The organism is Pseudomonas sp. P110(2024), from assembly GCF_057480795.1.
On record NZ_JBLIYT010000019.1, the window covers coordinates 24,581 to 51,499 of the forward strand.

At 67.1% G+C, this 26,919-nt stretch carries 21 protein-coding genes; 10 read left to right on the top strand and 11 right to left on the bottom strand.

Annotated elements, in window-relative coordinates; all coding sequences use genetic code 11:
- Positions 1-12: 12 nt before the first annotated feature.
- From AC25ND_RS24625 to AC25ND_RS24635, 3 genes are all read right to left on the bottom strand, one after another.
- Positions 13-2,178, bottom strand: coding sequence for a TonB-dependent siderophore receptor (locus AC25ND_RS24625; protein ID WP_486976632.1), 2,166 nt, complete (start codon positions 2,176-2,178; stop codon positions 13-15).
- A 115-nt stretch (positions 2,179-2,293) separates the two neighbouring features.
- Positions 2,294-3,148, bottom strand: a complete 855-nt coding sequence (locus AC25ND_RS24630) for a TIGR03915 family putative DNA repair protein (protein WP_486976633.1) — start codon at positions 3,146-3,148, stop codon at positions 2,294-2,296.
- Entirely contained in the window at positions 3,139-4,359 is a 1,221-nt protein-coding gene (locus AC25ND_RS24635; RefSeq protein ID WP_028691821.1) for a putative DNA modification/repair radical SAM protein, read from the bottom strand. Before AC25ND_RS24635 ends, AC25ND_RS24630 begins: the two co-directional genes overlap by 10 nt.
- 332 nt (positions 4,360-4,691) lie before the next feature.
- Between AC25ND_RS24635 and AC25ND_RS24640 the strand changes: the two genes are divergently transcribed.
- The 3 genes from AC25ND_RS24640 to AC25ND_RS24650 all read left to right on the top strand — a co-directional run bounded on the left by AC25ND_RS24640 (position 4,692) and on the right by AC25ND_RS24650 (position 10,391).
- The gene (locus tag AC25ND_RS24640) at positions 4,692-5,894 is read left to right on the top strand and encodes a TolC family protein (RefSeq protein WP_062359723.1); all 1,203 of its coding nucleotides are present in this window, start codon (positions 4,692-4,694) and stop codon (positions 5,892-5,894) included.
- 105 nt (positions 5,895-5,999) lie between these two features.
- The gene (locus AC25ND_RS24645; RefSeq protein ID WP_028691819.1) at positions 6,000-7,220 is read left to right on the top strand and encodes an efflux RND transporter periplasmic adaptor subunit; all 1,221 of its coding nucleotides are present in this window, start codon (positions 6,000-6,002) and stop codon (positions 7,218-7,220) included.
- 15 nt (positions 7,221-7,235) lie between these two features.
- Positions 7,236-10,391: a CusA/CzcA family heavy metal efflux RND transporter gene (locus AC25ND_RS24650; protein ID WP_028691818.1), complete on the top strand. Its 3,156-nt coding sequence runs from the start codon at positions 7,236-7,238 to the stop codon at positions 10,389-10,391.
- Between the two features lie 118 nt (positions 10,392-10,509).
- On the opposite strand, the gene AC25ND_RS24655 is transcribed toward AC25ND_RS24650, so the two are convergent.
- The 5 genes from AC25ND_RS24655 to AC25ND_RS24675 all read right to left on the bottom strand — a co-directional run bounded on the left by AC25ND_RS24655 (position 10,510) and on the right by AC25ND_RS24675 (position 14,491).
- A complete protein-coding gene (locus AC25ND_RS24655; RefSeq protein WP_486976634.1) occupies positions 10,510-11,007 on the bottom strand; it encodes an HvfX family Cu-binding RiPP maturation protein in 498 nt (165 codons plus the stop codon).
- 128 nt (positions 11,008-11,135) lie between these two features.
- Complete coding sequence (locus AC25ND_RS24660) at positions 11,136-11,861, bottom strand: hypothetical protein (protein ID WP_036986331.1); 726 nt, start codon at positions 11,859-11,861, stop codon at positions 11,136-11,138.
- A gap of 91 nt (positions 11,862-11,952) precedes the next feature.
- A complete protein-coding gene (locus tag AC25ND_RS24665) occupies positions 11,953-13,053 on the bottom strand; it encodes a hypothetical protein (RefSeq protein WP_182324734.1) in 1,101 nt (366 codons plus the stop codon).
- 26 nt (positions 13,054-13,079) lie between these two features.
- A complete protein-coding gene (locus AC25ND_RS24670) occupies positions 13,080-13,712 on the bottom strand; it encodes a LysE family translocator (protein WP_062359732.1) in 633 nt (210 codons plus the stop codon).
- 2 nt (positions 13,713-13,714) lie between these two features.
- Positions 13,715-14,491: a YqcI/YcgG family protein gene (locus tag AC25ND_RS24675; RefSeq protein ID WP_062359764.1), complete on the bottom strand. Its 777-nt coding sequence runs from the start codon at positions 14,489-14,491 to the stop codon at positions 13,715-13,717.
- A 189-nt stretch (positions 14,492-14,680) separates the two neighbouring features.
- Here AC25ND_RS24675 and AC25ND_RS24680 point away from each other — a divergent pair, with 189 nt between their 5' ends.
- On the top strand, positions 14,681-15,601 hold the full coding sequence (locus tag AC25ND_RS24680; protein WP_062359734.1) for a LysR substrate-binding domain-containing protein: 921 nt from the start codon (positions 14,681-14,683) through the stop codon (positions 15,599-15,601).
- Here the strand turns inward: AC25ND_RS24680 and AC25ND_RS24685 are convergent.
- Positions 15,582-16,493 (bottom strand): LysR family transcriptional regulator, encoded by a 912-nt coding sequence (locus tag AC25ND_RS24685; RefSeq protein ID WP_028691811.1) that lies wholly within the window; start codon positions 16,491-16,493, stop codon positions 15,582-15,584. The two genes, AC25ND_RS24680 and AC25ND_RS24685, sit on opposite strands and share 20 nt — an antisense overlap.
- Before the next feature lie 114 nt (positions 16,494-16,607).
- Here AC25ND_RS24685 and AC25ND_RS24690 point away from each other — a divergent pair, with 114 nt between their 5' ends.
- From AC25ND_RS24690 to AC25ND_RS24715, 6 genes are all read left to right on the top strand, one after another.
- Positions 16,608-17,813: an MFS transporter gene (locus AC25ND_RS24690; RefSeq protein ID WP_186596781.1), complete on the top strand. Its 1,206-nt coding sequence runs from the start codon at positions 16,608-16,610 to the stop codon at positions 17,811-17,813.
- A 100-nt stretch (positions 17,814-17,913) separates the two neighbouring features.
- On the top strand, positions 17,914-20,280 hold the full coding sequence (locus tag AC25ND_RS24695; protein WP_182324728.1) for a DNA polymerase II: 2,367 nt from the start codon (positions 17,914-17,916) through the stop codon (positions 20,278-20,280).
- Between the two features lie 370 nt (positions 20,281-20,650).
- Positions 20,651-21,217: a DUF4174 domain-containing protein gene (locus AC25ND_RS24700; RefSeq protein WP_186596783.1), complete on the top strand. Its 567-nt coding sequence runs from the start codon at positions 20,651-20,653 to the stop codon at positions 21,215-21,217.
- Positions 21,218-21,384: 167 nt separating this feature from the next.
- Positions 21,385-21,876: an HvfA family oxazolone/thioamide-modified RiPP metallophore gene (locus AC25ND_RS24705; protein WP_062359738.1), complete on the top strand. Its 492-nt coding sequence runs from the start codon at positions 21,385-21,387 to the stop codon at positions 21,874-21,876.
- A 93-nt stretch (positions 21,877-21,969) separates the two neighbouring features.
- A complete protein-coding gene (locus AC25ND_RS24710) occupies positions 21,970-22,803 on the top strand; it encodes an HvfB family MNIO-type RiPP peptide maturase (RefSeq protein ID WP_062359739.1) in 834 nt (277 codons plus the stop codon).
- Positions 22,796-23,596 (top strand): HvfC family RiPP maturation protein, encoded by an 801-nt coding sequence (locus AC25ND_RS24715; RefSeq protein ID WP_186596785.1) that lies wholly within the window; start codon positions 22,796-22,798, stop codon positions 23,594-23,596. Before AC25ND_RS24710 ends, AC25ND_RS24715 begins: the two co-directional genes overlap by 8 nt.
- Here AC25ND_RS24715 and AC25ND_RS24720 read toward each other — a convergent pair.
- The gene (locus tag AC25ND_RS24720; RefSeq protein WP_186596787.1) at positions 23,514-24,617 is read right to left on the bottom strand and encodes a GlxA family transcriptional regulator; all 1,104 of its coding nucleotides are present in this window, start codon (positions 24,615-24,617) and stop codon (positions 23,514-23,516) included. The genes AC25ND_RS24715 and AC25ND_RS24720 overlap by 83 nt on opposite strands.
- A 90-nt stretch (positions 24,618-24,707) precedes the next feature.
- A complete protein-coding gene (locus AC25ND_RS24725) occupies positions 24,708-26,834 on the bottom strand; it encodes a TonB-dependent receptor (protein ID WP_486976635.1) in 2,127 nt (708 codons plus the stop codon).
- Positions 26,835-26,919: the final 85 nt, after the last annotated feature.

A 26,919-nucleotide genomic window follows, 5' to 3' on the forward strand; every position in this document is an offset into this window, starting at 1 on the left:
GCGCCCAGGGATTCAGAAGCTGTACTTGGCCGTCAGCATCAGGTTGCGCGGATCGCCGAAGGTATCGCCGCCATAGTTCACCGACTTGGAGATCGACGAGTAGTATTTCCTGTCGAACACGTTGTTGGCGTTGAGCTGCAGGTCCAGGTGCTGGGTGACCGCGTAGCCGGCCATCAGGTCGGTGACGGCGTAGGCGCCCTGCTCGAGGCGATAGCTGCTGCCGTCGGCCACGGTGAAGTCGTTGTACATGCGGCTTTGCCAGGTAACGCCGCCACCGACCCGCAGTTTCTCCAGCGGGCCCTGGAAGCGGTAGGTGGTGAACAGCTTCAACTGGTGCTGCGGCGTGTCGGATTCGAACGGCTTGTTGACGTTCTGCGGGTTCTTGGCGTCCTTGACCCTGTGCACACGGGCATAGGTGTAGCCGGCGCCAATCTGCCACTGCTCGGTCAGCGCGCCCTGCAGCTCGAAGTCGATGCCCTGGCTGCGCACCTCGCCTGAGGCTTCGTAGCAGGCGAACTGGCCGGCCCGGCACAGGCTCTTGTCCACCTCGACCGCGCGGTTCTGCTGGTCGATACGGAACACCGCGAGGCTGGCGTTGAGCGCGCCGTCGAAGTACTCGCCCTTGATGCCCACTTCGTAGTTCTTGCCTTCGATCGGTCGCACCGGCGTGCCGCTGGGGTCTTTGTTGTCCTGAGGCTGGAAGATGTCGGTGTAGCTGGTGTACAGCGAGTGGTGCTCGTCCAGCTCGTAGATCAGGCCGGCATAGCGGGTGACGTTGCGGGTCACCTTGTAGTCGCCCTCGTTGCTGCCGCGCAGGTCGTAGTCGTACCAGTCCAGGCGCCCGCCGAGGATCAGCTTGAGCGGGTCGGCCAGGCTCAGGCGGGTGGTGGTGTACACGCCTTCCTGGTTGATCAGGTAGCGGCTGCTGCCAGTGTGCAGGAAGTCCGGTTTGCCGCCGTCGATGGGGTAGTCCAGGTCGTAGGGGCTGTAGTTGCGCTCGGTCATGTCGTAGATGCGCTTGCTGGCACCGACCACCAGCTCGTGGGTGCGGCCGAAGGCCTCGAACGGGCCGCTGGCGAAGGTGTCCAGGCCCAGCTGGTTCTCGTCGTGGGCCGACTGGTAGACCGTGCGGCTCAGCGGCTTGGCCAGGTCCCAGCGCGATTGGTACGAGCCGCGGAACAGCGCGTTCTGTTCGCTGTAGATGGCGTTGACCTGCAGCTTCCAGTCATTGGCCAGGTGCTGGCGCAGCTCGGCGAACAGGGTGTTGATCTCCTGGTCCTTGACCTCCCAGTCGGTGGCCGGGTTGTACGAGCGTGGCAGGTCCTGGTGGTGGCCGTTGAGGTCGGTGGGGATCGCGCCCCAGAACACGTTGGTCTTGTCCTTCTGGTGGGACAGGCCGAGGGTCAAGGTGGTGTCCTCGCCCAGGTCGGCCTCGGTGATCGCATAGAACAGTCCGTGGTCTTCCTGCTGCCCATCACGGAAGCCGTTGGCGTCGCGGTACGAGGCCACCACGCGGCCGCGCAGTGTGCCGCTGTCGTTGAGCGGGCTGGAGGCGTCGAGTTCGCCGCGGTAGTTGTCCCAGCTGCCGGCGGCGCCGGTGAGCGTGACCTTCTGTTCCGCCAGCGGGCGCTTGCGCACCAGGTTGATGGCCGCCGACGGCGTGCCGGAACCGGTGACCAGGCCGGTGGCGCCGCGCACCACCTCGACCCGGTCGAACATCGCCAGGTTGGGCTGGGCGCCGACCACCCAGCCGGTGTACGCGCTGGGGATGCCGTCGTACATGACGTTGTCGACGTCGAAGCCGCGGGCCTTGTAGGTCTGCCGGCCCGGACCGTTGGACTGGTTGAGGAACAGCCCCGGCGTGTACCTGGCCACGTCGTTGATACTGGTCATGCCCTGGTCGTCCATGCGCTGGCGGGTGATCACGGTCACCGCCTGGGGCGTTTCGCGCATGGTCAACGGCAGCTTGGTGGCGGTGGACATGGAGCCGGTGGTGTACGACTTCGACCCCTCGGTGGTGCTGCCCAGGCTGCTGTCGTTGATGGCCGTGGCGCCCAGCTCGATCACGGCCGGCGCTTGTTCCTCGGCCAGCGCGGGAGTGAGGGTTGCCATGCAGATGGCCATGGCCAACAGGTTGCGGGCGGGCGTGAAGCGGTGAGGGGAGATGTGCGGTGACATGCCGGGCTTTATCCTTATCGCTAGTGCTTATGAGAATAATTAGCAATAAGTGTGTCGGATTGTCAGGCCCGCAACAATGCTTTCGAATCGGAAAATGGTGAACTTTTCACAAATTCTATTCGTTTGGTTTGTGGTTCCCTGAAGCAATGCGTTTGCCACGCTGGCGCCCGACCTCCAGCGCCTGCCCGTCGCGCTGTTTGCCATGTCGCGCCTGGCCGACCAGCTCGGGGATCAGTGGGCCCTCCGGCAGATGACGCCAGAAGCGCCCGGGCAGGTGCTGGCGCAACGCGCCGGGGTTGAGCCGGGCGGGGTTGAAGGTGTGCCGGTAGTAGGCCAGCCACAGCTCGGCACCGGGGTCCTCGGCGTTGCGCGCCCACTGCCGCCATTGCTCCGGGCATTGGCGCCGGTAGTCCAGGTGCTGGCCGTCGAAGCGCACGCCGTCGCAGGGCGTGGCGATCAACCAGCGCTGGCGCCCCAGGCGATCGGCGAAATGCCCGCAGGCGCTGTCGAGGATGTCGTGGGCAGGTTCGTGGTAGGCCACCAGGTCCAGTTGCAACTGCTCGGCCAGTGCCTCGGGCAGTGGCACGAAGCGCACGAAGGCATACAGGTGATGGGCTTCGCGGCCGACCTGGCGGATGCGCCGCTGCATCTCGCTGCCCAGGCGGTCGCCGGCGAGCATGGCGGTGCGGTCGCCATGGGCGACGCGCCACAGCACTTCGTACAGCAGGTTCCAGCGTTGCTCGCCGCGGTAACGCCCGGCCTGTTCCAGCTGGGCCAGCAGCGCCGCCGGCACGCGGGCGCGGAACGGACCGGGGCCGTCGGGCAGGGGCGTGGGCACGGCCAGCAGGTCGTCCATGCGCGCCTGGCCCCAGGTCACCGTGGCCGGGTCGATGCCATGGCCGAGCAGTTGCCGCGCCTGGTCGCGCCAGGTGGCGAAGTCGTCATCGCAATCCAGCGCGATCATCCCCACAGGCCCATCTGCACCGGTGCCTGGGGTTCGCGCAGGCGGGCGCGCAGCAGGCCGCTGCGCAGCTCGGCCTGGGCCGGGCGGTAGTCGCTGGTGACGATGAACGGGCGGGCCTTGTCCAGCACGCAGCGCAACTGGATCAGGTCGTCGTAGCGGATGCGCCGCTCGCGACGCAGGGCCACCAGGCGCTGCACGCTGCGCAGGCCGATACCTGGGATGCGCGCCAGCAGGGCCGGCTCGGCGCGGTTGACGTCGAGCGGGAATACCTCGCGGTTGGCCAGCGCCCAGGCCAGCTTGGGGTCGATATCCAGCGCCAGGTTGCCGGTTTCGCCCAAAAGCTCGCCGGCCTTGTAGCCGTAGCCGCGCAGGAGGAAGTCGGCCTGGTACAGGCGGTGCTCGCGCAGCAGCGGCGGGGCGGCCAGGGGCACGCTGGAGGGGCTGTCGGGGATCGGACTGAAGGCGGAGTAGTAGACGCGCCTGAGGCCATAGCCCTGGTACAGCGACTCGGCGTTGCGCAGCAGGGCGCTGTCGTCGGTGGCGTCGGCGCCGACGATGACCTGGGTGCTCTGCCCGGCGGGGGTGAAGCGTGGCGCTCGTGGTTCGCCGGCGACGGCCTGCTGGCCGTGGTGGATTACGCCCATGGCCTGGCGGATGGTACTGGCGCGCTTCTCCGGGGCCAGGCGTTCGAGGCTGGCGTCGGTGGGCAGCTCGATGTTCACGCTCAAGCGGTCGGCCAGGCGTCCGGCTTCCTCGATCAGCAGCGGGTCGGCGTCGGGGATGGTCTTGAGGTGGATGTAGCCACGAAAGCCATGCTCCTCGCGCAGCAGACGGGCCACCCGGATCAGTTGCTCCATGGTGTAGTCGGCCGAGCGGATGATGCCGGAGCTGAGAAACAGGCCGCTGATGCAGTTGCGCCGGTAGAAGTCCAGGGTCAGGCGCACCACTTCCTCGGGGCTGAAACGCGCCCGCGGCACGTTGCTGGAGCGGCGGTTGACGCAGTACTGGCAGTCGTACAGGCAGAAGTTGGTCAGCAGCACCTTGAGCAGCGACACGCAGCGCCCGTCCGGGGTGTAGCTGTGGCAGATGCCCATGCCGTCGGTGGCGCCGAGGCCGTCGCGGCCACGAGAGCTGCGCTTGGGGGCGCCGCTGCTGGCGCAGGACGCGTCGTACTTGGCGGCGTCGGCGAGGATGCCGAGCTTGGCGATGAGCTGCATGGGAGTGTCCGAGATAACTGTTTATTCATACAGTATTTCGGGATTGGGCTGATGGCAAGTGTTTGCGGGTGGTTTTGATTGGGTGATGGCGCAGAGGTGCCTGGCGAGAGTTCTGTAGCACCTATGAGATCGAGCGCCGCCCGCGCGGCGCTCGATCTCATAGGTGCTGCAACGCTAACGTCGAACACCCTGAAAGGCCCAAATTTCAGGGCGATCCACCCTCGGCATACTTGATTACAGAATTGTAATCTTCCCGCCACCGCCCCGATAACCACCGCTGCCTAAAGTCCCTCGCCAAAGCATTCCGCCGCTTGTCGACGAGGACTTCCGCCGTGCCCATCCCCCGCAAGATCGCCTTGCTCTGCCTGTTGCTGGCCGGCCCTGCCGGTGCCCAGGGCCTGAGCCTGGACCAGGCGCTCGACGCCGCCTTCTCCCAGAACCCGGACTTCGCCGCCATCGGCCGTGAGATCGGCATCGCCGAGGGCGAGCGCCGCCAGGCCGGGTTGATCCCCAACCCCGAGCTGTCCTGGGAGGTCGAGGACACCCGCCGCGCCACCAGCACCACCACCGTGACCCTCAGCCAGGCCCTGGAGCTGGGCGGCAAGCGCGGCGCGCGGATCGAAGTCGCAAAGGCCGGCCAGGCAATCGCCCGGCTGGAGCTCGAGCGCCAGCGCAACAGCCTGCGCGCGGATGTGATCCAGGCCTTTCATGCCGCCTTGCGGGCACAGACCGCGCTGGAGCTGGCGCAACAGTCGCAGGCGCTGACCGAACGCGGCCTGCGGGTGGTGGAGGGGCGGGTGCGCGCCGGGCAGTCCTCGCCGGTGGAGGCCACCCGTGCCCAGGTCCAGCTGGCCCAGGCCGAGGCGGCGGTGCGTCGGGCACGCACCGAACGTGGCGTGGCCAACCAGGTCCTGGCGCGTCTGACGGGCAGTGCCGAGGCCCGTTTCGACCGGCTCGACGCGAGCAACCTCTCACCCGGCCCGGCGCCGCAGGCCGAACCCCTGCTGGCCAAGGTCGAGCAGACCGCCGAATGGCGCCTGGCCGCGGCACAGATCGAGCGTGGCGATGCCAGCCTCGGTTCCGAGAAGGCCCAGCGCATTCCCAACCTGACCGTCAGCCTGGGCAGCCAGTACAGCCGCGAGGACCGTGAGCGGGTCAACGTGGTCGGGCTGTCGATGCCGCTGCCGCTGTTCGACCGCAACCAGGGCAACGTGCTGGCCGCCGCCCGTCGCGCCGACCAGGCCCGTGACCTGCGCAACGCCGTGGAGCTGCGCCTGCGCAGCGAAACCCGCAGCGCCCTGGAGCAGTGGGGCACGGCCATGGGCGAAGTGCAGGCCTACGACCGCACCATCCTGCCCGCCGCCCAGCAGGCGGTGGACACCGCCACACGCGGCTTCGAGATGGGCAAGTTCGCCTTCCTTGATGTGCTCGACGCCCAGCGAACGCTGATCGATGCACGGGGCTTGTACCTCGAAGCGCTGGCCCAGGCGACCGATGCCCGGGCGCAGGTGGAGCGGATCTACGGCGAGCTTTGAGCCTCGACCCATCGCGGGGCAAGCCAGCTCCCACGCATTCCCGCGGGAGCGGGCTTGCCCCGCGATGGGCCCTGAACTGCAACGACTTTTCCAGCAGGAGCAACAATGACCAACCCACGCAAGCTCGCCATCCTCGCCGCTGCCCTGGCCGTTATCGGCCTCGGCGGTGCCGCCTGGACCGGCACCCTCGGTAAGGCCGGCAGCGGCCAGGCCCAGCACGACGACCACGGCGAAGCCGGCCACGGCCACGACGAAGACAAGGACGATGGCCACGGTGAGTCCGCAGGCGAAAGCCATGCCGACGAAGAGGGCCAGTTGCATCTCTCCGCCGAGCAGATCCAGGCCGCCGGCGTGCAGCTGGCCACTGCCGGCCCGCGCACCTTGGGCACTGCCATCAGCTTCCCCGGTGAGATCCGCTTCGACGAGGACCGCACCGCCCACGTGGTGCCCCGCGTCCCCGGCGTGGTCGAGTCGGTGCAGGCCGAGCTGGGCCAGGCGGTCAAGCGTGGCCAGGTGCTGGCGGTGATCGCCAGCCAGCAGATCTCCGAGCTGCGCAGCGAGCAGCAGGCCGCCCAGCGCCGCCTGGAGCTGGCCCGCTTGACCTTCGAGCGTGAGAAGCAGCTGTGGCAGGAGCGCATCAGCGCCGAACAGGACTACCTGCAGGCCCGCCAGGCGCTGCAGGAGGCCGAGATCGCCGCTGCCAACGCCGGGCAGAAGGCCGCCGCCGTGGCGCCGGCCGGCAAGGGCAACCGCTACGAGTTGCGTGCACCGTTCGACGCGGTGGTGGTGGAAAAGCACCTGACCGTGGGCGAGGTGGTGGACGAGACCAGCAATGCCTTCACCCTGTCCGATCTGAGCCGGGTCTGGGCCACCTTCGCCGTGGCCCCGCGCGACCTGGACAAGGTGGTCAGCGGCCGTGGCGTCAGCGTCAGCGCGCCGGACCTCGGCGCCCAGGTGGAGGGCAAGGTCAACTACGTCGGCAGCCTGCTCGGCGAGCAGAACCGCGCCGCCACCGTGCGCGCCACCCTGGCCAATCCCAATGGCGCCTGGCGCCCCGGGCTGTTCGTCAACATCGCGGTTACCGTCGAGCGTTTCGACGCCGCCGTGGTGGTGCCGGAAAGCGCACTGCAGACCTGGGATGAACAGACCGTAGTGTTCGCCCGTACCGACGAGGGCTTTGAGGCCCGCCCGGTGAAGACCGGGCGCCGCGACGCCGGCCAGGTGGAAGTGCGCGAGGGGCTGGCCGCCGGCACCGTGGTCGCCGCCGCCGGCAGCTTCGTCCTCAAGTCCGAGCTGGGCAAAGGCTCGGCCGAACACAGCCACTGACCGGGGACGCCATTCATGTTCGAACGCCTTATCCAGTTCGCCATCGAGCAACGCCTGGTGGTGATGCTCGCCGTGGTGCTGATGGCCGCCGTGGGCATCCACAGCTACCAGAAGCTGCCCATCGACGCCGTGCCCGACATCACCAACGTGCAGGTGCAGATCAACACCGCAGCGCCCGGCTACTCGCCGCTGGAGACCGAGCAGCGCATCACCTTCGCCATCGAGACCGCCATGGCCGGCCTGCCAGGCCTCAAGCAGACCCGCTCGCTGTCGCGTTCGGGGCTGTCCCAGGTGACGGTGATCTTCGATGACGGCACCGACATCTTCTTTGCCCGCCAGCTGGTCAACGAGCGCTTGCAGGTGGCCCGCGAGCGGTTGCCCGAAGGCATCGAGGCGGCCATGGGGCCGATCTCCACTGGCCTTGGCGAGATCTTCCTGTGGACGGTCGAGGCCGAGGAGGGGGCGGTGAAGGACGACGGCACGTCCTATACCGCCACCGATCTGCGGGTGATCCAGGACTGGATCATCAAGCCGCAGCTGCGCAACGTGCCGGGTGTGGCCGAGGTGAACAGCATCGGCGGCCATGCCAAGCAGTACCTGATCGCGCCTGAACCCAAGCGCCTGGCGGCCTACAAGCTGACCCTCAACGACCTGGTCGCGGCGCTCGAGCGCAACAATGCCAACGTCGGCGCCGGCTACATCGAGCGCAACGGCGAGCAGTTGCTGATCCGCGCCCCGGGCCAGGTGGCCTCGGCCGAGGACATCGCCAACATCGTCATCTCCAGCGTCGATGGCACGCCGATCCGCGTCAGCCATGTCGCCCAGGTTGGCCTGGGCCAGGAGCTGCGCTCGGGCGCCGCCACCGAGAATGGCCGCGAGGTGGTGCTGGGCACGGTGTTCATGCTGATCGGCGAGAACAGCCGCACAGTGTCCCAGGCGGTGGCGGCCAAGCTCGAGGAGATCAACCGCAGCCTGCCCAAGGGCGTGGTGGCGATCACCGTCTATGACCGCACCAACCTGGTGGAAAAAGCCATCGCCACGGTGAAGAAGAACCTCATCGAAGGCGCTATCCTGGTCATCGCCGTATTGTTCCTGTTCCTGGGCAACATCCGCGCGGCGTTGATCACCGCCATGGTCATCCCCCTGTCGATGCTGTTCACCTTCACCGGCATGTTCAGCAACAAGGTCAGCGCCAACCTGATGAGCCTGGGGGCACTCGACTTCGGCATCATCGTCGACGGCGCGGTGGTGATCGTCGAGAACGCCATCCGCCGCCTGGCTCATGCCCAGCAGCATCATGGCCGCATGCTGACCCGCTCCGAGCGCTTCCACGAAGTGTTCGCCGCCGCCCGCGAGGCACGTCGGCCGCTGATCTACGGGCAGTTGATCATCATGGTGGTGTACCTGCCGATCTTTGCCCTGACAGGGGTCGAGGGCAAGATGTTCCACCCCATGGCCTTCACCGTGGTGATGGCGCTGCTGGGGGCGATGATCCTTTCGGTGACCTTCGTTCCGGCGGCGCTCGCGCTGTTCGTCACCGGCAAGGTGAAGGAGGAGGAGGGCGCGGTCATGCGCACCGCCCGCCGCCGCTACGCCCCGGTGCTGGACTGGGTGCTGGGCCGGCGCAACCTGGCGTTCGCCGGCGCCGCCACCGTGGTGCTGCTGTCCGGCGTGCTGGCCAGTCGCATGGGCAGTGAGTTCATCCCCAGCCTCAGCGAGGGTGATTTCGCCCTGCAGGCCCTGCGCGTGCCGGGCACCAGCCTGTCGCAGTCGGTGGACATGCAGCAGCGGCTGGAGAAGACCATCATCGCCCAGGTGCCGGAAGTCGAGCGGGTGTTCGCCCGTACCGGCACAGCCGAGATCGCTTCCGACCCGATGCCGCCGAACATCTCCGACGCCTACGTGATGCTCAAGCCCCGCGAGCAATGGCAGGATCCAGGCAAGCCGCGCGATGAACTGATCTTCGAGGTACAGCGTGCCGCCGCCAGCGTGCCGGGTAGCAACTACGAGCTGTCGCAGCCGATCCAGCTGCGCTTCAACGAGCTGATCTCCGGGGTGCGCAGCGATGTCGCGGTGAAGGTGTTCGGCGACGACATGGAGGTACTCAACCGCACCGCCGCGCAGATTGCCGCGAGCTTGCAGCAGGTGCCGGGAGCCTCCGAGGTGAAGGTCGAGCAGACCACCGGCCTGCCGGTGCTGACCATCGATATCGACCGTGACAAGGCCGCCCGTTACGGCCTGAACGTGGGCGATGTTCAGGACGCCATTGCCATCGCCGTGGGTGGTCGCACTGCCGGCACCCTGTACGAAGGCGACCGCCGCTTCGACATGGTGGTGCGCCTGTCGGAAGCGCTACGCACCGATGTCGACGGCTTGTCCGGCCTGCTGATCCCGGTGCCGGCCAGCGCCGCCGCCGGTGCCTCGCAGATCGGCTTCATCCCGCTGTCACAGGTGGCCACCCTGAACCTGCAGCTGGGCCCCAACCAGGTCAGCCGCGAGGATGGCAAGCGCGTGGTGGTGGTCAGCGCCAACGTGCGTGGGCGTGACCTGGGTTCGTTCGTCGAACAGGCCTCGCAGACGCTGATCGACCAGGTGCAGATCCCGCCGGGCTACTGGACTCGCTGGGGCGGCCAATTCGAGCAGTTGCAGTCGGCGGCAGAGCGCCTGCGGGTGGTGGTGCCGGTCTCGCTGCTGCTGGTCATGGCCTTGCTGCTGATGATGTTCAACAACCTCAAGGATGGCCTGCTGGTGTTCACCGGCATCCCCTTCGCCCTGACCGGCGGGGTGCTGGCGCTTTGGTTGCGGGATATCCCGCTGTCGATCTCGGCGGGGGTAGGCTTTATCGCGCTGTCGGGCGTCGCGGTGCTCAACGGCCTGGTGATGATTGCCTTCATTCGCAACCTGCGCGAGGAAGGCCGGAGCTTGCGCGCGGCGGTGGAAGAGGGGGCGTTGACCCGCCTGCGGCCGGTGCTGATGACCGCGCTGGTGGCGTCGCTGGGCTTCATTCCCATGGCCCTGGCCACCGGCACCGGCGCCGAGGTGCAGCGACCGCTGGCGACGGTGGTGATCGGTGGGATCCTGTCGTCGACGGCGCTGACCTTGCTGGTGTTGCCAGCGTTGTATCAGTGGGCGCATCGGCGGGATGAGGACAACCTGGCAGAAGACGTGTAACGCTATCGCAAGGAGCGGCCTTGTGTCGCGAATGGGCTGCGAAGCAGCCCCAATGAACCATGCAACAATTGCGTGACCTGGGGCCGCTTTGCGGCCCTTTCGCGACACAAGGCCGCTCCTACAGGTACCGGCGCAGCCAGTGATCCAGGCTCAACCTTCCAGCCCCTTTCAACAGCAGCGGCAGCAACGCCACCAGGTAGATCAACGGTAGCTTGAAGTTGCCAAAACCCTGGTCGGTGATCGCATAACCCCGCCCCAATTCCGCCAGGCTCGACCACTGGCTCGGCCAGTGCACGGCGGCAATCGCCACCACCGTCACCACCATCAGCACTGCCGAGGCCAGACGGGTGCCGAGCCCCAGCAGCAGGAGCAGCGGACAGATCATTTCGGCCCACATCGACAGCTGCCAGTTGAGACCCACCGGCAACAGGTTGAACGGGAATGGAAAACTGCTTTGCAGGTCGGCGAACCAGTTGGTGCCGTTGAACTTCTCCAGGCCCGATTCGAAGAACTCCCAGGCCAGGAACAGGCGCAACGGCAGGTCGGCGCTCCAGTTGCCGGTGTGGTCGAGGGCGTTGAACAGCTTCCAGTCAGTGAACAGTGGCAGGGCTTTCATGAACAGGCATCCCGGTGTAGGCGGCAACGGCGGGCTGCCGTCGCGCTGTCGTGGCCGGGAGTGTGTGGTGGCGGGGTATCGACAGTGTGTCGGGGGTGGTGGGTTTATGTATCGCTGTGTAGCGATCCTCAGCGGTTGCTGGTCAGGCGCTGTTGCGCCGCGGCGCAGCCGTTGATGTCCACCGCCTTCTGCAGGAAGGCCTGGCGCTGGCGCGGGTCGAGCTCACCGAGCAGGCGGTAGATCTCGGCCTGGTAGTCGCGCTGGCGCCCCCACTGCAGTTGCAGGCCCTGGGGCCGGGTACGGTTGCACACCAGGCGGGTGGCCGGCTGCGGATAGTAGGCGGCATACAAGGTGGCCATGCTGGGAACCGCCTCCAGCGCCTCGCGGTAGGCGGGGCTGGCATTGTACGGGGAGCACCAGTGGGCGATGGCCAGCGCGGGTGGGGCGAAGCCTTGCTTGAGGCTGGCTTCCAGCAACGGGCAGGCGGCCTCGGCGATCTGTCCTGCCGGCAGATAGGTGGTGTAGTACAGCGCCAGGCGGTACTGGGCTACCGGGTGGCCGAGTTCCACCGACTTTTTCAGCAGGGCCACCGCCGTGGGCAGCGTGTGGGCCATCGCCTGGCCCTGGCGGCTGAGCTCGGGGTCGCCACTGGCGGTGCGCAGCGGACCGGCGTTGTCGTCCTGGTTGTCGGCCTGTTCCAGCAGCGGCAGGGCCTGGCGATAGAGCAGGTCGGCATGGGGGTCGATGCTCACGTCCAGGGCCTGGGCGCCTGTGGCGGCCAGCAGCAACGGGAGTGTCGCAGCCAGGCGAGCGCGAGGACGGGCCAGGAGCGAGGGGAAGGCAGGAATGGTCATGGCAGTTACACGGTGCCTCGGGCGAATCAGGAGCGACGACGGCCTATTCTATCCATCCGCGTGCCTTTCCCGAAAGCCCGGCGTCCGCTCATCAGACCAGCTTGATCGGTGCGACCTTGCGCAGGGCCTGTCTTTCCTGGGCCAGCCCCAGCTTGGCAGTGATCACCTTGGCCAGCGCATTGTTGCCCAGGTCGTTGAAATGCAGGCGATCGACGAACAGGCGCTCGGCGAACACCGGCGAGCTGCTGAGCATGCTGTTCATGTCGTAGCAGGGGACCGGGTCGGCCTGGCTCTTGATGCGGCGGAAGAAGGCCATGTGCAGCTGGCTGTCGAAGGTGTCGCCGAGCAGGCGGTCGAAGTTCGATGGCTGGCGCTCGAGCTTGGCGAGCATGGCCTGTTCCGCCTTGGGCAGTGCCTCGCGGCACCAGGGCAGCAGCGGTTGCAGGATGAAGGTGAGGGTGGTGTGGCCGTCCGCCAGCAGCCGGTCCCACTGGCGCAGGGTGCGGCCCACGGCATCGGCGGCGCGGATCAGGCGCTTGTCCGGGCTCGACAGCGGTTCCACTGGCGGCCAGTGGGTTTCCCGGGCTGGCGCCAGCAGTTGGCCAAGGCGTTGCCAGAACGACTCGCGGCGCGCTTCGCCGCCGGCATGCACGCCTTCGTTGAAACGGTTGAGAAAATCCTGGTAGGCCTGTGCCCGATGCGGGTCCTGCGCACCGGCCAGGACTTCGGCGAGGGCCTCCTGGGCCAGTGTGTTCAGGCCACTGAGCACCACCACGTGGCCGATCTGGCCAAAGCGGTGCTGGTGAGTGAGGAACATCAGCAGTTCCTGGGTTGCGTTCAGGCCGCAACCTGCGAGGCTCAACCAGATCTCGCCGGTCAGCACCGACAGGTACGAGGCCACGGTGTGTTCGTCGGAGCTGGCGCCGATGCCCATGGCGGTGGAACCGCCCACCAGCAGGTTGACCCGCGCCGCGCCGCCGCGCTCGGCCACCGAGAAACGCTTGCCGGCGCAATGGCTGTAGCGCATGCCCAGGGCGTCGGTGTTGATGGTTGCGCAGCGGTAGCCGCGCTCGTGCACATACAGCGTGTGCGGTGCGCGGCGGCTACCCAGTTGCAGGAAGCGCTGATAGTCCTGCGCCAAGGGGTCGGGCGTGCCCATGCTGCCGGTGGTGGCGGGGGGGATCGGGGTCATGGGCGCTCCTTCTGTTAGGGGTTGGCTCAGGCGGCCAGCTCCCTGAGGTTGTAGGCCAGGCCGACGGCGGCGATCAGCAGCAGGGCAACGCCGGAGGCCAGGCTGATCAGGCGGTTGCTGCGCGGCGAGGCGATCTTGCCGATGGCGAAGATGTACAGGCTGAGCACGGCGAAATCGATGGCGATCCACAGCAGCGACAGCACCACCATGCTCTTGCCGAACGACTCGGTGATCTGGATGAACTGTGGGAAGAAGGCGATGAAGAAGATGATGTCCTTGGGGTTGGAGATACCGACCATGAAGCCCTGCAGCAGGCCCCCGCGGCCCGCTTGCGTGCTGGTCGTGGCCTGCGGTGCGCTGTCGACCGGGGCCTGCAGCGCTTCGCGCAGGGTGCCCAGGGCGATGTAGCCGATGAACAGGCAGCCCAGCAGGCTCATGGCGCTGAGCCAGGTCTTGTCGATGGCCGCGCTGGTAAGGATGATCCAGGCGGCCGCGCCGATCAGCACCAGCGAGGCCCAGTTGGTGCCGACCGCGGTGAACAGGGCCTTTCGCGAGCCCGAGGCGGCGGCGGTGTTGACGATCAGGGCCACCACCGGGCCGGGCGTGGCGATCAGCAGCAGGACGGTAAGGGCGTAGGTGGCGGTCAGTGCGGTATTCACGATCAGCTCTCGGTGAGGGTTGCAGCGGTTGCGTGGGCATGGAACGGGCAGCGCGCCGGGCTCGGCGAACCGGGCTCCTGCAATTGGTACTGCTTCCATTCGAAGTTGTCGTCCTGGCCGAAGAAGCCCAGGGTCTCGGGCATCACCCCGTCGTTGTAGTGGCGCACCCGCTCGCGGATGCGTGCGCGAATGCGCTGGCCGCTTTCAGTGCTGGCGCTGGCGACCTCGTCGAAGCTCTCCCGCGGGTTGATGACGAAGGCAATGTGTCGGCCCAGGTTGCGGCTTTTCATCAACCGGTGGGCGGGGAAGCTCATGTTGATGAACAGCGGCATGCCGGCGAAACAGAACGACCAGCGCGTGTCGTGCGGATCCTGCGGTACTTCTTCGGGCCAGGGCTGCGGGTCGCGCGCATGGACCTGATTCAGCACGTCCCAGGCCAGTGCCTGCTGTGCCTGCAGCGTGGTGCCGGGCGCCGTCTCGAGGAACACCAGCAGCGGGTTGCCGATGCGCTGCTTGAGCGGGATCGGCTCGATGGTGCTGATGTAGTCGCCAAGGCCTTGGGCAATATCGTCTGCCAGGCGTTCGGCGCGGGCGAAGACGATGTGGCACGTGCGCGCATTGACCGCCTTGCGCCCGAACAGGCACGGGAAGTCAGGGTTGGCGAGGGTTTCCTTAAAGTGTTCTATGGTCTTGTACGTCCAGTGGTGACGGTTCTGGACATGTTCATCGGCGAGCTCCAGCGCATCCAGGCGGTAGCAGTTTCCATAACCCGTAAACATGATTTCCCCAGGCATATCCGTATGCAGTATTTAATAGAGTTTCTCGTTTAATAGAACGTTTTCGACATATAACGGCAGCTTTGCTATATATAATTGTTATTTACCGGCATTTTCCGAGATGGATCCCGCGTTGTAAAACGCCTGGTTCTATGACCTACTATTAGCTTCACTCATGCTCTGGAAGGCGCCATGTCGGAACGGATTCAAGCCTTGCACGCCCTGCGCGCCTTCGAAGTGGCGTCGCGCTATGGCTCCTTCACCCGCGCGGCCCAGGAATTGGCCCTGACCCAGGGCGCGGTCAGCCACCACATCAAGACCCTCGAAGCCCTGTTCGGCTGCGACCTGTTCGAGCGTCGCGGCCCCAAGCTGCGCCTGACCGAGCACGGTCGGCTGCTGGCCCAGGAACTCAAGGTCGGTTTCAAGATCATCGAGAACGCCTGCGCGCTGTTGCGCCAGGATCGCTACGGCGTGCGCCTCAAGGCGCCGTCCACGCTCACCGTGCGCTGGCTGCTCAGGGCCCTGGACGGCTTCAAGCGGGTCGACAACAGCTGTTCGGTGCAACTGTCGAGCGTATGGATGGACATCGACGCGGTGGACTTCTATTCCGAACCCTATGACTGCGCCATCCTGCTCGGCAACGGACGCTTCCCGGCGGATGTGGAGAGCCTGAAGCTGTTCGATGAATGGCTGATCCCGGTGTGTCACCCAAGCTACCTCGAGCAGGCCCGGCCGGAGCTGTCGGTGCTCTCCAGCTGCGAGTTCCTCCACCCCTCGCCGGACCGGCGTGACTGGCGACGCTGGCTGGCGCGCATGGACGCGCTGGACGTCAGCATCGACCAGGGCCAGGTGTTCGACACCCTCGACCAGGGCATCTCGGCTGCCCAGCAGGGGCTGGGCATCTCGGTGGTCGACCTGGTGCTGGCCAGTGCCGACCTGGCGGCGGGCAACCTGGTCACGCCATTCCCCCATGCGGTGGCCACCGGCGACGGCTACTACATGACCTGGCTCAAGGCCAGCCCCAAGGCCCACCAGATGCACAAGTTGCGCGACTACCTGGTGGCGCAGGTGCCGCCGCTGTCGCACAAGGACATCAGCTACCTGTACGGCTGAGGTCGGTGGCAGGCAGTACCCGTTCGAGCATGAAGTCGATGAACACCCTCAGCTTGGGCGGCATCTGCCGTCCTGATGGCCACAGCAGGTAGAAGCTGCCACGTCGCTCCATGAAGCTGTCGAGCACGCTCACCAGGCTGCCGGCCGCCAGTTCCTTGCGCACGCTGAAGTCCGGCAGGCAGGTGATGCCGCGATGGTTGAGGGCGAAGCAGATGCGCGTCTCGACGTGATTGCAGACCATCGAGATGGGAATCGCGTAGTCCTGCTCGGGGTGTTCCCGGCGCAGCGGCCAGGTTTCCAGCTTGCCGCTGCTGGGGAAGCGGTAGTGCAGGCAGCTGTGCCCGGTGAGCTCACGGGGATGCTGCGGCGTGCCGCGTTCGCGCAGGTAGGCGGGGGACGCCACCAGGCGATGCTGGAAGTGCCCAAGGAACTTGGCGTTGAGGCGCGAATCCAGCGGCTGGCCACCGCGCATCACCACGTCGAAGCCCTCGCCGACGATATCCACCATGCGGTCGCTGAAGTCCAGGTCGAGCTCGATGTCGGGATAACGCGCCATGAACTCGGCCAAAGCCGGCATCACCAACCCAGTCACCTGCGGCAGGCTCACCCGCAGGCGCCCGCGGGGCGCTCCGCTGGCCTGGGACAGCTCCTGCTCGGTGGCTTCGATCTCGGCAAGGATGCGTCGGCTGCGTTCCAGAAACAGCGTGCCCTCGGCGGTCAGGGTGATGCTGCGCGTGCTGCGGTGAAACAGGCGCACGCCCAGGCGTTCCTCCAGCCGTGCCACGCGCTTGCCCACGGCGGAGGCGCTGATCCCCAGCGACTGGCCGGCGGCGACGAAACTGCGGGTCTCGGCGACCCGGTTGAAGACCATGAAGCCGCTGAGGCTGTCCATGCTGCGCTCCGATTGCGGACACTGATGTCCTGACTGAGTGGAATTGTACCCGGCTTTTTCCGCAATTCCTCAGCAGCGCACCATGCCTGCCTAAATCGATAGCCGGAGACAACCATGCATTCACCTTCCCCGGCGGCGTGTGTCGCCGCTTCCCCTGCCAGCGCCACGCGCCTGCCCCTGAGCGGGCTGCTGGCCCTGGCCCTGACCGGCTTCATCGCCATCCTCAGCGAAACCCTGCCGGCCGGCCTGCTCGACCAGATCGCCGATGGTATGCAGATCAGCCAGGCCATGGCCGGGCAATGGGTCACGGCCTATGCCCTGGGGTCGCTGCTCACCGCCATTCCATTGGTGACCCTGACCCAGGGCTGGTGGCGTCGCCGCGCACTGCTGCTGGCGATCGCCGGGTTCGTGCTGTTCAACGGGCTGACTGCCGTGTCGCCGGACAATACCCTCACCCTGTGTCTGCGCTTTCTTACCGGCGCCGCCGCCGGCCTGGCCTGGGGCCTGATCGCCGGCCATGCGCGGCGCATGGTGGCGCCGGCCCAGCAGGGCAGGGCCATGGCGGTGGCGATGCTGGGCCAGCCCATTGCGCTGTCGCTAGGTCTGCCAATCGGCACCTGGCTCGGCGCCTGGCTGGGCTGGCGCGCGGCCTTCGTGGTGGTCACGGTCGCGGCGTTGCTGCTGACCGTCTGGGTGGTGCGGGCGGTGCCGGACTTCCCCGGCCAAGCCGCCGGCAAGCGCCCCGCAGCGCTTACGGTGTTGCGCACCCCGGGCGTGGCGCGGGTGTTGCTGGTGATCCTGGCGTGGATTCTCGGGCATAACATCCTCTACACCTACATCGTGCCGCTGCTGGCGGCGGCGGGCATGACGGCCGAGGTGGGCCAGGTGCTGATGACCTTCGGCTTGGCCTCGCTGGGCGGCATCGTGCTGGTGGGCCAGGGTGTCGACCGCCATCTGCGTGGGCTGGTGTTGTTGTGCCTGGCCGGCTTCGCCCTGGCGACGCTGGCCTTGGGGCAGGCCCAGGGCGCCGCCTGGCTGGTGCATGTCAGCGTGGCGCTGTGGGGGATGACCTACGGCGGTGCGCCGACCCTGTTGCAGACCGCCTGCGCCGATGCGGCGGGCGAGGGCGGCGATGTGGCGCAGTCGATGCTGGTGACGGTGTGGAACAGCGCGATCGCCTTGGGCGGGATCATTGGCGGGTTGTTGCTGGTCGGCGCCGGAGTCGAGTCGTTTGGCGCCGTGGTGCTGGGGCTGCTGGCGCTGGCGTGGCTGCTGGTGGTCAGCGGACGGCGGGCCGGGTTCGTCGCGGGCGCACGCTAGCCTGATCGGACGCAATCGCGGGGCCTGGAAACACCCCTTTATGCCAAGAGGAACGGTACAATCCGCCCATGTGAGAACGTAGCGATCCGAGGTCCCCGCAGTGCCGTTGCAACAAGGCTTCGTCTTGACCCGCCACTGGCATGACACGCCCGAAGGCACCTGCGTGGAGTTCTGGCTGGCCACCGACCAGGGCCCACGGCGCCTGCGCCTGGCCGCCCAGCCCTCGGTGGCCTTCATTCCCACCGCCCAGGCTGCCCACGCCCGGGCGCTGCTGGCCGGTGAACAGGGCGTCGAACTCAAGCCCCTGCAGTTGCGCGACTTCGACCTGCGTCCGGTGATGGGCCTGTACTGCCGCCAGCACCGCCAGCTGATCGCCCTGGAAAAGCGCCTGCGCGCTGCCGGTGTCGAGGTGTTCGAAGCCGACATCCGCCCGCCGGAACGCTACCTGATGGAGCGCTTCATCACCGCCCCGGTGCGTTTCGATGGTCGCCCCGACAGCCAGGGCGTGCTGCACGATGCCCAGCTCAAGCCCGACCCGGACTACCGCCCGCCGCTGCGCCTGGTGTCACTGGATATCGAGACCAGCGAACGCGGCGAGCTGTACAGCATCGCCCTGGAAGGCTGCGGCCAGCGCCAGGTCTATATGCTCGGCCCGGCCAACGGCGAGGCGGGCGAGCTGGACTTCGACCTGCACTATTGCGCCGACCGCGCTGAACTGATCGTCTGCCTCAACCAGTGGTTGGCCCGCCACGACCCCGACGCGATCATCGGTTGGAACCTGGTGCAGTTCGACCTGCGCCTGCTGCACGAGCATGCCCAGCGCCTGAACGTGCCGCTGTGCCTGGGCCGCGACGGCGCGCCGATGCACCTGCGCGAGCACGGCGCCCGCAGCCACTTCTTCGCCGAGGCGCCGGGCCGGCTGCTGATCGACGGCATCGAGGCCTTGCGCTCGGCGACCTGGAACTTCCCCTCGTTCAGCCTGGAGAGCGTCGCGCAGCAGTTGCTGGGCGAGGGCAAGGCCATCGACACGCCGTACCAGCGCATGGACGAGATCAACCGCCGCTTCGCCGAGGACAAGCCGGCCCTGGCCCGCTACAACCTCAAGGACTGTGAGCTGGTGACGCGGATCTTCGCCCATACCCACTTGCTGGAGTTTCTCCTCGAACGCGCCTCGGTCACCGGACTGGCCGTGGACCGCAGCGGCGGATCGGTGGCCGCGTTCTGCCACCTGTACATCCCGCACATGCACCGCCTGGGCTATGTCGCGCCGAACCTCGTCGGTGGCGAGGGCGAGGCCAGCCCGGGCGGTTTCGTCATGGAGTCGCGGCCCGGGCTGTACGATTCGGTGCTGGTGCTCGACTACAAGAGCCTGTACCCCTCGATCATCCGCACCTTCCTCATCGACCCGGTGGGGCTGGTCGAGGGCTTGCGCCAGCCGGACGACGCGCACTCGGTGGAGGGCTTTCGCGGTGGCCGTTTCTCGCGCCGCCAGCATTGCCTGCCGGCCATCGTCGAGCGTGTCTGGCAGGGGCGCGAGGCGGCCAAGCGCGCGGGCAACGCCCCGCTTTCGCAGGCACTGAAGATCATCATGAACGCCTTCTACGGCGTGCTCGGCTCCAGTGGCTGCCGCTTCTTCGACCCACGCCTGGCCTCGTCGATCACGATGCGCGGGCACCAGATCATGCGTCAGACCCGGGCGCTGATCGAGGCGCGGGGCTATGACGTGATCTACGGCGACACCGACTCCACCTTTGTCTGGCTCAAGGGGGCCCACGACGAAGCGGCTGCCGCAAGTATCGGCCAGGCGCTGGTGGCGCAGGTCAACCAGTGGTGGCGCGAGAACCTGCGTCATTCCATGGGCCTTGAGAGCGCGCTGGAGCTGCAGTTCGAAACCCACTACCGACGCTTCCTGATGCCGACCATCCGAGGCACCGACGAAGGCAGCAAAAAGCGCTACGCCGGCATGGTACGGCGCAGCGACGGCCAGGACGAAATGGTCTTCAAGGGGCTGGAGTCGGTGCGCACCGACTGGTCGCCGCTGGCCAGGCAGTTCCAGCAGGAACTCTATGGCCGGGTGTTCCGTGGCCAGCCTTACCGCGACTACCTGCAGGCATACGTGCGCCGTACCCTGGCGGGCGAGCAGGATGAATTGCTGGTCTACCGCAAGCGCCTGCGTCGCCCGTTGGCTGACTACCAGCGCAATGTGCCGCCGCATGTGCGCGCGGCGCGCCTGGCCGACGAGCATAATCGACGGGTGGGGCGCCCCACTCAGTACCAGAACGGCGGCTGGATCAGCTACATCATCACCACCTCGGGGCCAGAGCCCCTGGAGATTCTGCAATCGTCGGTCGATTACGAGCACTATGTCGCCCGACAGCTGCAACCCGTGGCGGATGCCATCCTGCCATTCGTGCTGGGGCACACGATCGACCTGGGGCACCTGGATCAACTCGCCTTCGACTTCTGAACAGGTCGGGGCGGGTGCTATCTATCGAGGATGCACCGAAGTTCATGCGCTCGTGTCTCTAATTTCAGCAGAGACGAGTCATGGACAACAACGAGCCGCAAGTGCTTCGCGCGCCATCAGTAACCGGGCACGAAACGTTCCAGGACGCCATCATCGCTCGCGCTTGGCGCTGGAAGCCGGCGAGATGGGCAACGCCACGGCACGGCCCTGAGTGCGCGCAGTATCCTTGGACTATGCTCTGGTCAGGTGTGGGACATGCCCGGTTACTTTTGCCGCGAGCAGGCGCCTGGCCAGTTGGTTTAGGCTCCACGCCGGATCTTTCTCCCTGATCCGCAGTCTTTAGGTTTATAGAGAAAACAAGGAGATGCGCATGCTCGTTCGGTCACTGACCCTCGCTACCCTGTTCGCCTTGGCTAGCCCGCTGTTTGCCGCAGACAGCGATGCACCGTTGGCCAAGGAACTGGGCAAGGCACGGCCACTGGTGGTCATTGCCCCGAGTTCGGCCGACCCGACCCTGCGCGGCCTGGAAGAGGCGTTGAAAGACTCCGACACCCAGGCCGGATTCAAGGAGCGCAGCCTGGTGCTGTACAGCGTCGCCAACATGATGGGCAAGCGCGAGGACAAGAACCTCGAGCAGCAGACCACTATGGCCCTGATCCGTGAGCTCAAGCTGGGCGCGAGCAAGGGCACCAAGGTGATCCTGGTGGGCAAGGACGGCGAGCGCCACATGCTCAAGGACGACGACAGCGGCGAGAAGCTCGACCCGCAGGTGATCTTCAAGGCGGTCGACGAGCTGCCGGCCAGCGAGAAGGCGGTCACCGCTCCCGAACCCGTCGCAGCCGCACCTGCCGAGCCCAAGGCCAAGGACAGCAAGACCAAGGATGCCAAGGCCAAGCCCGCCAAACCTGCAGCGCCGCCCAAGCCGCTGGAGGACTGACCGCTCTGTCACGGCCCTCTGCGCAACCAGAGGGCCGTTCATGTATCACTGTGTATCTGCGCTTCGCCGCGACCCATTGGCATACAAAATATCGCCTGCCTCGATACATCAGCGACACACCGCTGCGGCTCAATGGCTCCACTTTCCAACCACAGTGGAGCGACACCATGAAAACGACCCGTCAAACCCTCGGCCTGCTCGGCGCCACCTTGCTAGGCGGCATGGTTCTGGGCAACAGTGCCTTCGCCGTAGAACCCCTGGCCCAAGGCTACCAGCTGGCCTCGGCCAAGACCCCGGGCGAAGGCAAGTGCGGTGAAGGCAAGTGCGGTGCCGGTGGCAAGGCCACGCAGAGCGAGGGCAAGTGCGGCGAAGGCAAGTGTGGCGCCAGCGCCAAGGCCGGAGCCGAGGGCAAGTGCGGTGAGGGCAAGTGTGGCGACGCCTCGTTCGCCCGCACTGACAGCAACCGCGACGGCAAGGTCTCCCGCGAGGAGTTCCTGGCCGTGGCCAAGGACAGGGCGGCAGACTTCGACAAGATCGACCGCAATCACGACGGCTTCATCTCCGAGCAGGAGGCCCACGATCACCTGGCGGCGATCTACAAGGCCAACGGCAAGGCCATGCCCGACGGGCTGTTCAGCCATCTGACCGGCCAGTCCTGAAGTGCCTCGCGGGGCCAGCCCGCTTCCACGATGTCATGTGTGGGAGCGGGCTGGCCCCGCGCTGCCGTTCAACGCCCCAGAGCGCCTGCAATCATGCCCCAACCCAAATTGCACACCGGCCTCGGCCTGCGCCGTGGCCTGCTGCCCGACTTGCTGACGATGGAGGCGGGCGCGGTGGACTTCCTAGAGTGCGCCCCGGAAAACTGGATCGGCGTTGGCGGCGCCTTCGGCCAGGGCCTGGCGCGCCTGGCCGAGCGTTTTCCCATCACCTGCCACGGCCTGTCGCTGTCACTGGGCGGCACCGCGCCGCTGGATCGCGGCTTTCTCGAGCGCACCCGACAGTTCCTCGACCACCACCAGGTACGGATGTACAGCGAGCACCTGAGCTACTGCAGCGACGATGGCCACCTCTACGACCTGATGCCGATCCCGTTCACCGAAGAGGCCGTCCACCATGTGTCCGCACGCATCCGCCAGGCCCAGGACATGCTTGGTCGGCGCATCGCGGTGGAGAACATCAGCTACTACGCCGCGCCGTACCAGGCGATGCCCGAGCTGGACTTCGTCCGCGCCGTGCTCGACGAGGCCGACTGCGACCTGCTGCTGGACGTGAACAACGTTTTCGTCAATGCCTGCAACCATCGCTACGACGCCCGCGCCTTCCTCGCCGGCATACCCCAAGAGCGGGTGGTGGGCATGCATGTGGCCGGTCATTACGATGAGGCCCCGGACCTGAAGGTCGACACCCACGGCGCGCCGGTCAAGGAGGACGTCTGGGCGCTGTTCGCCGACGCCTGCCGGCGTTTCGGGGCGCAGCCCACCGTGCTCGAGCGCGATTTCAACTACCCGCCGCTGACCGAGCTGCTGGCCGAGACGGCGCGTATCCGCAGCCTGCAATATGCCCACGGAGTGCCCGGCCATGACTGAGACCCTGCGCACCCAGCAATTCACCTTGGCGCGCCACCTGCGCGACCCGGCCGCCAATCCGCCGCCGCCCGGCATCGAGGCACGGCGTCTGAAGGTCTATCGCGAGCTGTTCCATGGCGCCATCGAAGGACTGCTGGCCGGCAGCTTCCCAGTGCTGCGCCGTACCTTGGGCGATCAGCGCTGGCATGCGCGCGTGCGCGATTTCTACGCCCATTACCGCAGTCAGACACCGCTGTTCACCGAGGTTGCCGAGGCGTTCATCGACTACCTGCAGGGCATCGAGCCCGATGCCCCTTGGCAGCTGGAACTGGCGCACTATGAATGGATCGAGGCGCAGCTGTACCTGAGCGACGCCGAGGACCCGCCGCACGACCCGGACGGCGACCTGCTCGACGGCGAGCCACTGTTGTCGTGCGTGGCGCGGGTGCTGGCCTACCGTTGGCCGGTGGAACGCATCGGCCCGGAGTACCAGCCAGGCGAGGCGCCAGCGCAACCCACCCTGTTGCTGGTGTACCGCGACGCCGACCTGCAGGTGCGTTTCGCCCGCCTGGCGCCGCTGGCCTGGCAATTGTTGGTGGGCCTGCCGGGCAGCGGGCGCGAGCGCCTGCGCGCGTTGGGCGAGCAGCACCAGCAGGCGGGCCTGGAGCTGCTGCGCCAGTTGCGCGGGCAGGGCATCATCGTCGGCACCCGCCGAGGCAACAGGGGGGCTGTCAGGCCACTGGAATCAGTGGATCGGCCGCCGCCAGCGCCGTCGCCCGATCCGCGGCCGGCGGATAGATCCACACCGAGTTGATCTGCTGCTTGAGCTGCTTGGCCTCGGCCTTGTCCGTCGGTGGCGAGACGGTGCGCTCCCAACCCTCGGTGTACACCGCGCCCCAGGCACCGAGGTCGAGGCAGGTAACATACTTGGGCTGGCTGTAGATCATCGGCGCCATGCCGACCAGCTCGGCGGCGGCGTTGTTGCCGGCGTAGCGGCCCAGGGGGATGGCGTGCTGGCAGGACATCACGGCAAAGTTGCCAACCTCGTCGCAGGCCTGCTCGGCCAGCCGCTCGACCGTCAGGCGCGGGTCGCCCAGGTGCTCGTTGAGCCACAGGTGCAGGGCCTCGAAGGCGGCGCTGTCCTCGCCCTGGGCCTTGAGCAGTTCGCTGAACTGCGCCTGGCCGCCGGGGCGCTTGAGGAACACCACCAGCTCGCGGGCCACCTGCATGGCCACCTCGCGGCCACAGTCGGCCTCGACCAGGGCCAGCGCCAGGTCGATGCCGGCACTGACCCCGGCCGAGGTCCACACTTGGTCCTGTTGCACGAAGATCGACTCGGCGTCCACTTCGATGGCCGGGAAGCGCCGGTGCAGCGCATCGCACATCGCCCAGTGAGTGGCGGCCCGGCGTCCGTCGAGCAGCCCGGCGGCGGCCAGCAGGAAGGTGCCGCTGCACACCGAGGCGGTGCGTCGGGCGCGTTGGGCGGCCTGGGCCAGCCAGGCAACCAGCTCGGCATGATCGGGGAGGGTGCGGACGATCTCCGGCGCGCCGGGCACCACCAGGGTGTCGAAGGGTTCGCGCAACCAGGGCGCCAGTGGCTCGGTACCTACCGCCAGGCCCTCGGCGGTCGGCACCAGGCCGCCCTCGAGGCTGGCGGTGACCAGGCGGTAACCTGGCAGGCCGCGGGCGGCGCGGGCCTTGGTCGCGGCCCAGAAGACCGTCTGCGCGCCGGTGAGGTCGAGCAGGCCCATCTGCGGGTAGGCGAGGAACAGCAAGGTGCGCGGCTGATCCAGGGCGTGCACGGGTGGGGTGGGGATCGGCGGGATGTCGGTCATGGCACGCTGCTTGTGATGAAGGCGTAGGCCCTAGTCGAGCAGGTGGCACGGTGCTGATCAAGCACCGTGCGACGAACGCTGGAGTCCGCCTCAGAAGCGGTAGTCGACCGTGGCGAAATACGAGCGCGGCGTGCCCAGCAGCCATTGCTCGCCGCTGTAGCTGGACTGGGCGTACTGGCGGTCGAACAGGTTGTTCAACTGCAGGCCCAGGCGCACGTCGGGCAGCACCTGCCAGCCCAGGTTGGCATCGACCACGGTATAGCCCGGCACGCGCTGGTCGTTGGCCGCGCTGGCGCAGCGCTCATCCACGTAGCGCAGGCCGATGCCGGCATCCACGGTCTGGCCGAAACCTTTGCTCAGCCACAGGTTGGCGGTGCGTCGCGGCACGTCCTGCGGACGGTTGCCGGCGCGGTCGTGGACCGTGCCGTTGTCGCCTTCCTCGAGAAAATCATCGTACTTGGCCCGCACCAAAGCGGCATTGGCCGAGAGCTGCCACTGGTTGCCCAGCGCCAGTTCCAGGCTGGCCTCCAGGCCGTCGGAGGTCTGCTGGCCGGCCTGCTGGCTGTCGTGGGTGAGCGGGTTGTACACCGGCAGCTTCTTCTTGACGATGTGATAGGCCGCCAGCGTCCACTCGCCACGGGTATCCCAGAAACGTTGCTTGAGGCCTACCTCGGCCTGCTTCGCTTCGGTCAGTTCCAGGCGCTTGTCCGGGCGCTGGGTGAGCAGGTCGCCGACGCCGTCCTCGCTGGTCGAAAACTGCCCATACAGCGACAGGTCGTCGGTGACAGCGAACACCAGGCCGGCGCGCCAGTTGCCGCCCTGCAGGCTGCGGTCGCTGCGGCTGTTGTTGGCCAGGTCGTCGCGGTCGATGTGATTCTGGTCGCGGCGAATGCCGGTGACCAGTGCGAGGCGGTCGGTCAGCTGGGTGCGGTTTTCGGCGAACAGGGCGAAGGTGTCGACCTTGGACAGCGTTTGTGCGCGGGTTGGGCTGAGGCTATGGAAGCCGCCCGGAGCCGGATGCCACGGGTCGAGCGGGTCGCTGCCGCCATCGCGGTAGGGCGAGTTGCTGTCGACGTTGAAGCGGATGCGGTTGTACTCGGCGCCGACCACGGTTTTGCTGTCCAGGCCGAACAGGCCATGGTCGAAGGTGAAGCTCTGGCGATCGCCGAGCTGCTCCTGGTTATGGCGAATCTCGAGGAAGCTGCCGCGCTGGATCACGCCGTTGGCGGCGTCCCAGGTGTAGGACTCGGCATTGCGCCACTGGCGGCGGCTCTTGATGTAGTACAGCTGGTTGCTGGCACTGACGCGGTCGCTGAGGGGCCAGTCGGTGGTCAGGCGCGTCCACTCGTCGTGGTAGCGCTGCTCGTCGTTGCTGACGTTGTAGTTCTTGCGCCGCACGCTGCTGCGCAGGTGCCCATCGATCAGCGGGGTGCCGTAGTAGTTGGCCGGTTGCGCATCGCCGCGTTCGTGGGCGAGGGTAAAACTCAGGTCGTCGCTGGCATCGAAGCGCAGGGCGGCGCTCAGGGCCAGGCTGCGCGAGTCGGTGCGGTCGACCCAGCCGTTGCTGGCCTGCTGGTTGAGGGTCACGCGGTAGCTCAGGCGCTCGCTCAGGCTGCCGCCGCTGTCCAGGCCCAGCTGCTGGCGGTCCCAGGAGCCGTAGCCCAGACGCAGATGGTTGCGGATCTCGCCAGCGAACGGCTGCTTCGGCACCACGTTGACCACCGCGCCGGTGGCGCCTTCGCCGTACAGCACCGAGGCGGGGCCGCGGATCACGTCGATCCGCTCGACCATCCACGGATCGACCGGGAAGGTCAGGGTGCCGGCACCGGCGTACAGGCGCGAGCCGTCGAACAGGGTCATCACCGAACTCTGCCCGGTGAAGCCGCGGGCCGACAGGCCGGTGCCGCCGTCGCCCGGCGTGCCGATGAAGGTAAGGCCCGGCGAGCGGGTCACGGCGTCCTGCACGGTGAGGTTGTTGCGCTGCTGGATCTGCGCCTCGGTCAGGCTGCTGGTGCTGGCCGGGGTGTCCAGGGCGCTGAGGTTCAGGCGCGAACCGGTCGGGGACGGGGTGGCCAGGTCGATGGCCTGTGGCTCGCGGGTGTCGGTGATTGCCGTGGAGGGCAGGGTGAAGGGCGTTACTTCATGATCGTCGGCCAGCGCCGGCAGGGACACGGCCAGGCAGGCCGCCAGGGTGTGAAGCTTGTTGATTCGGGACATGTCGTTCCACTGCTGCAGGAAGAAATGGATCCCGGTGGAAAACACGCAACGGTCAAGCGCACGCAGGCGCGCACGCGGATACCGG